The sequence below is a fragment of the Catellatospora tritici genome (assembly GCF_019083965.1).
In the GTDB taxonomy this organism is placed as follows: domain Bacteria; phylum Actinomycetota; class Actinomycetes; order Mycobacteriales; family Micromonosporaceae; genus Catellatospora; species Catellatospora tritici.
Window position 1 is genome coordinate 96487 of the sequence record NZ_JAHRCY010000027.1, and the last position, 6291, is coordinate 102777.

At 72.0% G+C, this 6291-nt stretch carries 6 protein-coding genes, 1 pseudogene and 1 riboswitch; of the genes and pseudogenes, 3 read left to right on the forward strand and 4 right to left on the reverse strand.

All coding sequences use genetic code 11. The annotated features are described in order from the left end of the window. Window positions 1-31 precede the first annotated feature (31 nt). Together recO and KUA19_RS36850 are read left to right on the forward strand one after the other, a co-directional pair. Window positions 32-787 carry a DNA repair protein RecO gene (recO, locus tag KUA19_RS36845; RefSeq protein ID WP_217403693.1) on the forward strand — a complete coding sequence of 252 codons (756 nt, stop codon included), beginning with the start codon at window positions 32-34 and terminating at the stop codon, window positions 785-787. Between the two features lie 25 nt (window positions 788-812). Beyond that, window positions 813-1622, forward strand: coding sequence for an isoprenyl transferase (locus tag KUA19_RS36850; RefSeq protein ID WP_217403695.1), 810 nt, complete (start codon window positions 813-815; stop codon window positions 1620-1622). A 23-nt stretch (window positions 1623-1645) separates the two neighbouring features. Here the strand turns inward: KUA19_RS36850 and KUA19_RS36855 are convergent, their stop codons facing one another. The 4 genes from KUA19_RS36855 to KUA19_RS36870 all read right to left on the reverse strand — a co-directional run bounded on the left by KUA19_RS36855 (window position 1646) and on the right by KUA19_RS36870 (window position 5753). Continuing rightward, window positions 1646-2671: a magnesium transporter CorA family protein gene (locus KUA19_RS36855; protein ID WP_254550693.1), complete on the reverse strand. Its 1026-nt coding sequence runs from the start codon at window positions 2669-2671 to the stop codon at window positions 1646-1648. 310 nt (window positions 2672-2981) lie between these two features. Continuing rightward, window positions 2982-3761 (reverse strand): energy-coupling factor transporter transmembrane component T family protein, encoded by a 780-nt coding sequence (locus KUA19_RS36860; protein WP_308167859.1) that lies wholly within the window; start codon window positions 3759-3761, stop codon window positions 2982-2984. After that, window positions 3758-5131, reverse strand: coding sequence for an ABC transporter ATP-binding protein (locus KUA19_RS36865; protein WP_217403699.1), 1374 nt, complete (start codon window positions 5129-5131; stop codon window positions 3758-3760). Before KUA19_RS36865 ends, KUA19_RS36860 begins: the two co-directional genes overlap by 4 nt. A 4-nt stretch (window positions 5132-5135) precedes the next feature. Beyond that, the gene (locus tag KUA19_RS36870; RefSeq protein WP_217403701.1) at window positions 5136-5753 is read right to left on the reverse strand and encodes an ECF transporter S component; all 618 of its coding nucleotides are present in this window, start codon (window positions 5751-5753) and stop codon (window positions 5136-5138) included. 103 nt (window positions 5754-5856) lie between these two features. Further along, a riboswitch (TPP riboswitch) is annotated at window positions 5857-5961 on the reverse strand. 125 nt (window positions 5962-6086) lie between these two features. Between KUA19_RS36870 and KUA19_RS36875 the strand changes: the two are divergent. Then, window positions 6087-6291, forward strand: a pseudogene (locus KUA19_RS36875) (permease); the annotation flags it as partial.

A 6291-nucleotide genomic window follows, 5' to 3' on the forward strand; every position in this document is an offset into this window, starting at 1 on the left:
GGCGTCGGTCCCGACGCGTAGATTGGCGGGCATGCCGGGCATGCGCCGACCCCTCTACCGCGACGACGCCCTCGTGTTGCGCGCGCAGAAGCTGGGCGAGGCCGACCGCATCGTCACCCTGCTCACCCGCCAGCACGGCCGGGTCCGCGCGGTGGCCAAGGGCGTACGCCGCACCACCTCGCGCTTCGGCGCGCGGCTGGAGCCGTTCAGCCACATCGACGTGCAGTGCAGTGAGGGCGCCTCGCTGGACAGCGTCACCCAGGTCGAGGCGCGCGACCTGCTCGGGCGCCGCTTCCTGTCCGACTACCCGCGATACACGGCGGCCAACGCGATCGTGGAGCTGGCCGAGCGGCTCACCCCGGTCGAGCGCGAGCCGGCGCTGCGGCTCTACCAGCTCACCCTCGGCGCGCTGCGGGCCCTGGCCGACGCGGAGCGGCCCGGCACGCTGGTGCTCGACGCGTACCTGCTGCGGGCCATGTCCCAGGCGGGCTGGGCCCCGGCGCTGCGTGACTGCGCGGTGTGCGGGGAGCCGGGGCCGCACCGGGCCTTCTCCGTACCCTCCGGTGGGGTCACCTGCCTGAACTGCCGCCCACCCGGCGCCGCCCATCCGGACCCGGCCACCCTCGACCTGATGTCCGCGCTGCTGCTCGGCGACTGGACCGCGGCCGAGGGCACCGAGCCGTCGGTGCAGCGCGAATGTGCGGGTTTCGTGGCGGCGCACTTGCAGTGGCACCTGGAACGGCAGCTACGCTCTCTGCCGTTGGTTGATCGCCGGGAACCGGCCTAGCTCTAGCACCTGGGGGAAGTGCACCTTGCTGCGCACGCGACGCGAACCCAAGCTGCCCACGCCGCACCCGAGCGGTGCGACCCCGCCCCGGCTGCCCGCCGGAGCGCTGCCCAAGCACATCGCGATCGTGATGGACGGCAATGGGCGCTGGGCCAAGGAGCGGGGGCTGGCGCGCACCGCGGGGCACGAGCGCGGCGAGTTCTCGCTGTTCGACACCATCGAGGGCGCGCTGGAGATCGGGGTGCCGTACCTGTCGGCGTACGCGTTCTCCACCGAGAACTGGAAGCGCTCGCCCGAGGAGGTGCGCTTCCTGATGGGCTTCAACCGCGACGTCATCCGCCGCCGCCGCGACCAGCTCAACGAGCTCGGCGTACGGATCGTGTGGTCCGGCCGCCGGGGACGCCTGTGGAAGAGCGTCATCGACGAGCTGGAGACCGCCGAGCAGCTCAGCCGGAACAACACCAAGCTGACGCTGCAGTTCTGTGTCAACTACGGCGGCCAGGCCGAGATCGCCGACGCGGCCGCGGCCATCGCCCGCGATGTCGCCGCCGGCCGCCTCAAGCCCGACAAGATCAACGAGAAGACGTTCGCGCGGTACCTCTACCACCCCGAGGTCCCCGACGTGGACCTGTTCCTGCGCCCGTCCGGCGAGCAGCGCACCAGCAACTACCTCATCTGGCAGTCCGCGTACGCCGAGCACGTCTACCTCGACACCCTGTGGCCCGATTTCGACCGCCGCCACCTCTGGTACGCCTGCGAGCTCTACGCCCAGCGCGACCGCCGCTTCGGCGGCGCCCTCCCCAACCCGGTAGCCCCACCCGCCCCCACCGCTTGACGCCCCGGTGTGGCGGGTGGGGGTCACCACCAGCCCTGGCGTTTGGCCCAGCGGAGGAGGGTGACCGACATGGCGATCATCACGGCCAGGACCAGGGCCAGCTGAGGGATGTCGGTCCGGCGGTTGACGATCAGGTTCATGCCGTAGATCGAGGACAGGGCCGTGATCGGGAGGGTTATCACCGCGATGACGGCCAGCCGCTCGGCCGCGATCGTCATCTTGGTGTCGGTACGGGTCCGGTAGAACTCGATCACACCCTGCAGGTAGTCGGCCTGGCCCTGGGCGAGTCCGCGTACCCGGTCGAACTGGTCGATGAGGTCGTCCAGCAGCCGCCGGTCGTCGTCGGTGGCGACCCAGCCGGTGCCCATCCGCCCCAGCGACGCCAGCCTGCCGTAGATCTCCCTGCTCAGCATGGCCATGGCGCGCACCGCGGCCAGGCCGTGCCGGGTGCGGAACAGCTCCTCCAGAAACTGTTCGGTATCGCCGAGCTCGCCGCTGGTGACCTGCTGCTCCAGTCGCCACACCTCGCCCGTGCACAGCTCCACGAAGGCCTCCTGGCGGCGGGCGAGCGCCGAGACGATGGCGTACGACAGCTCGAACGGTGACCGGGGCCGCAGCCGCCCCGACTCCAGCCGCCGCAGCACCTGCCTGGTCTCGTGGCCGCACACCTGTGGGTCGACCGCCGGGTTGACCGGTCCGTGCACCGTCACCACGTACCGCGGCCCGACGAACTGGTCCAGTTCGATGAAGTGGACATGCCCGGCCCGGCCCTGCTCCGGGGCGTGTAGGACGACGAATACGTGATCGGGGTAGACGTGCACCTTCGGGACCCGGTTGCGTTCGAGGCAGTCGCGGACCGCCATGGGGTGGAAGCCGAACACGTCGGCGAGCACGGTCGCGGCGGCGGTGTCGCCGACCGGCACGTCGACCCAGACGATCCCGTCCGGTCGCCGCAGCAGCGCGGGCAGGTCCGCGACCGAGTGCTGCTCGACTCCGTCTTCGGTGATCAGCCGGACGTCGATGGCCGTTCCTCCCGGATATGCCGCCAAATCGGGCAAGTCGCCCGTAGCGCCACGATATCGCGACATACCGTCGGATCACCCGACGTCCGCGAACGTCGATCTCGCGGCCCCTCGACCGACGATCGCGCACCCGACGTGCACATCGGGCCCCGTTCGCGTTCCGGTCTGGCTGCAGTTTCGGGGAAAGTGCGGGAATCTTGGCCCGCTTACCGGCAGTTTCCCCGAAACTGCAGCCACGCGCTTCGGCGTCTCGCGATGGGCCGTCGGAGTGAATGGGCCCGTCGGAGTGAATGGGCCCGTCGGAGTGAATGGGGCTGTCGGGGGTGGGAGCGGGCTGTCAGCGGTGGGCCAGGTACTGGATCATCACTGCCAGTACCGCCCCCGCCAGCACCAGCAGCCAGTCGCCCGGCCGCCACGGCATGGGACGAGCCAGCCCGCGGGGCATGCCGGAGTCGAACCCCCGCGCGTCCATCGCCACCGCCAGTCGCGTCCCGCGCCGGATCGCCGCCACCAGCAGCCCGAATCCGGTGCCCGCGAACACCCTCACCCAGCGCACCGGATTGCCGCCCGCGTCCAGTCCGCGCGCCCGCCGCGCCATCGCGATGGTCCGCCACTCCTCGCCCAGCAGCCCCACCAGCCGGAACGCCGCCAGCGCCCCGATGGCGAACCGGGCGGGCACCCGCGCGTGCTGGGTCAGCGAGTCGGCCAGGTCGGTCGGGTCGGTGGTGCTGAACACCAGGATGCTGGGCAGCGCGATGGCCAGCAGTCGCAGCGCCAGCGTCGTCGCGTTCTGCAGCACGGTCGTGGTGACCAGGAACGGTCCGAAGTGCAGCAGCACCGTCCCGGACCGGTCGGCGGCGAACAGGGTCAGCGACAGCACCACGGTCGCGGCCGCGAACAGCGCGGGCCAGCCGCGCCGCAGCAGCCCCCAGGGCGTGATCCCGAACAGTGGCGCCGCCAGCAGCGTCACCGCCAGCGCGAACACCAGGGCCACGAGGTCGCGGGTGAACAGCGCCGCGGTGGTGAACAGCGCCAACGCGAGGATCTTCGCGACCGGGGTACGCCGAGCCAGCGGCGCCCAGCGCCCGGTCACGTCGACAGCCGATGAAACGATCACGAAGCACCCCCGGCCGCCGCCGCATCGGACGTGGCGGAGTCGGGCAGGGTCACGACCCGGTCGGCCAGGGTGGTGACCACGTCCGGGTCGTGGGTGACGGTGATGACGCCGTGGCCGCCGTCGCGCAGCCCGGCGAGCATGTCGACCAGCTCCAGCCAGGTACGACGGTCCTGGCCGAAGGTCGGCTCGTCCAGGATCAGCAGCTCGGGCCGGGCCGCGAGCGCGGTGGCCACCGACAGCCGCCGGGCCTCGCCGCCGGAGAGCGTGAACGGGTTCGCTCCGGCGAGATGGGTCAGCCGGAGCCGTTCCAGCAGCTCGTCGCGGCGGGCCGGGGGAGTGCCGCCCAGGGCCAGCTCGTCGCGGACGGTCGCGGTCACGAACTGGTGCTCGGGATTCTGGAACACCGAGCCGATCCGGGCCGCGAGCGCGGGCGCCCGCCAGCGGTGCGGTGCGCCGTACCGAGTGCGGACCGAGCCTGCGGCGGGTTGGAGCAGGCCGCCGAGGGCCAGGGCCAGGGTGGACTTGCCGCTGCCGTTGGGGCCGGTGACCGCCAGCACCTCACCGACGCGGGCGGCCACATCGGGCAGGGCCAGGTGGCGTACGCGCAGGTCGTGGCTGGACACCAGCACGTCACCGGGCGGCGCGGCGGCGGGCAGGCGGGGCGGGGGATGGCCGGGCACCCACACCCCGGCCGCGGCGAGCTCGTCGCCGAGCGGCCCGCGCAGCAGCGCCGGGGGTACGTCGTCGCGCACGCCCCCGCCCGGTTCCAGCACCACCACCCGGGTGACCAGGTCCAGCACCTCGGCGATGCGGTGCTCGACCAGCACCACGGCGGTGTCGGCGGGTACGGCCTCGCGCAGGGCCTGCCGCACCCGCTCGGCGCCGGCCGGATCGAGGTTGGCCGTCGGTTCGTCGAGCAGCAGCAGGCCGGGCCGGGGCGCGAGGGCGCCGGCGAGCACGAGTCGCTGCTGCTCGCCGCCGGACAGGGCGCCGGTGGGCCGGGACCGGTCCGGTGCGAACCCGACCTGGGCCAGCACCTCGTCGACGCGGGGCCAGATGCGGTCGGCGGGCCAGCCGAGGTTCTCCAGCCCGAACGCGACCTCGTCCCCGGCGCGGGACATGACCAGTTGCGACTGCGGATCCTGGAACACGATGCCGACGTGGTCGACGTCGACGCGCAGTTCACCCTCGGCGTCGCCGGAGTCGGCGGGCAGCAGCCCGGCCAGCGCGTGCAGCAGCGTGGACTTGCCCGCCCCGGACGGGCCGAGCAGCAGCACCCGCTCGCCGGGGGCGATGCGCAGGTCGAGCCCGCGCACCGCCCAGGCGCGGCGTCCGGCGTGGCGCCAGCCGTACCCGCTGAGCCGGATCACTACGTCAGACCAGGTCGCGGACGCGGCCCGACGGGAACCGGTCGAGCACGCCGGTGCCGGCCAGCGCCTTGGTCAGCAGCACGCTGCCGAGCCCGGCGATGACCATCGTGCTGGCCACGACGATCGCGACGTAGCTGACCTTCCAGTCGGTGCTCCAGTCGGCGTAGTAGTAGTACAGGTCGAGCCCGGCGGCGGTGAGGCCGGACAGCACCGAGGCGAGCAGCGCCTGCGGCATACCCCAGCGGCGGTAGCCGAACGCGGTGAAACCGAGCTCGCCCGCCAGGCCCTCGGCCAGGCCGTACCACAGAACGCTGATGCCCCAGGTGGTGCCGAGCAGCGCCGAGATGATCGCGGCGACGAGTTCGGCGTAGAGGCCCGCGCCCGCCTTGCGGATGATCAGCGGGGCGAGCACGGCGGGCATCAGCCATACGCCGTAGATGGCGGCCGAGGCGGGCGGGAAGAAGCCGCTGAAGACGGCCGCGGCGGGGCCGTTCCAGAGCAGGCCCCAGGCCCAGAAGATGACGCCGAAGGCGGCGGCGAGCACGGACGCGACGACGATGTCGACGGTCCGCCAGCGCGAGTTGGGGATCAAGCGACGAAGTCGCTCACGGAGGTTGAACATCGGATTCGGCTCCTGGTTCGTGAGGGGACGAACGAGGAGAAGGCGCACGCCGTACGTCCGCTATGCCCCAATTAATGAGTATGGCGGGCGGACCGGCGTGGCGGTGAGGTGTTGACCGAACTCCCTGCGCTGGCATTACCCAGATCAGGTTCGAGGGTCTGCGGCCTGTGCCGCACTCTCAGCGCTGTGCGCTCCCCTGTCGTTTGCAAACTGTGTACCCGCAGTACATGCGGTGCTTGTGTCGGACAGGCTAGCACCGAACACGCTGCGGGTAACCTGTGCCGGTCGGCACATCCCCGTCGAGGTGAGGACCCCGTGACCGCTGTCGATCAGGTGCGCGGCACTGACAGTCATACCCCCGAAGCAGCCCCGCCCAAACGGCGCCGGGTCGGTTCGGTCGAAGTGCTGGCCGCGGTGCTCGTGGCACTGCTCGTCTTCCGGGCGCCGCTGGCGTCGGCGCTGTCGACGCCGCGGCTGCAGACCTGGACCACCGTCTTCGTATCGGTGATGGTGCAGGCCACGCCGTTCCTGGTGTTCG

Excerpts from the sequence above, each read along its gene's own strand:
- recO (WP_217403693.1), top strand. The coding sequence starts at position 32 with ATGCCGGGCATGCGCCGACCCCTCTACCGCGACGACGCCCTCGTGTTG.
- KUA19_RS36870 (WP_217403701.1), bottom strand. The coding sequence starts at position 5,753 with ATGTTCAACCTCCGTGAGCGACTTCGTCGCTTGATCCCCAACTCGCGC.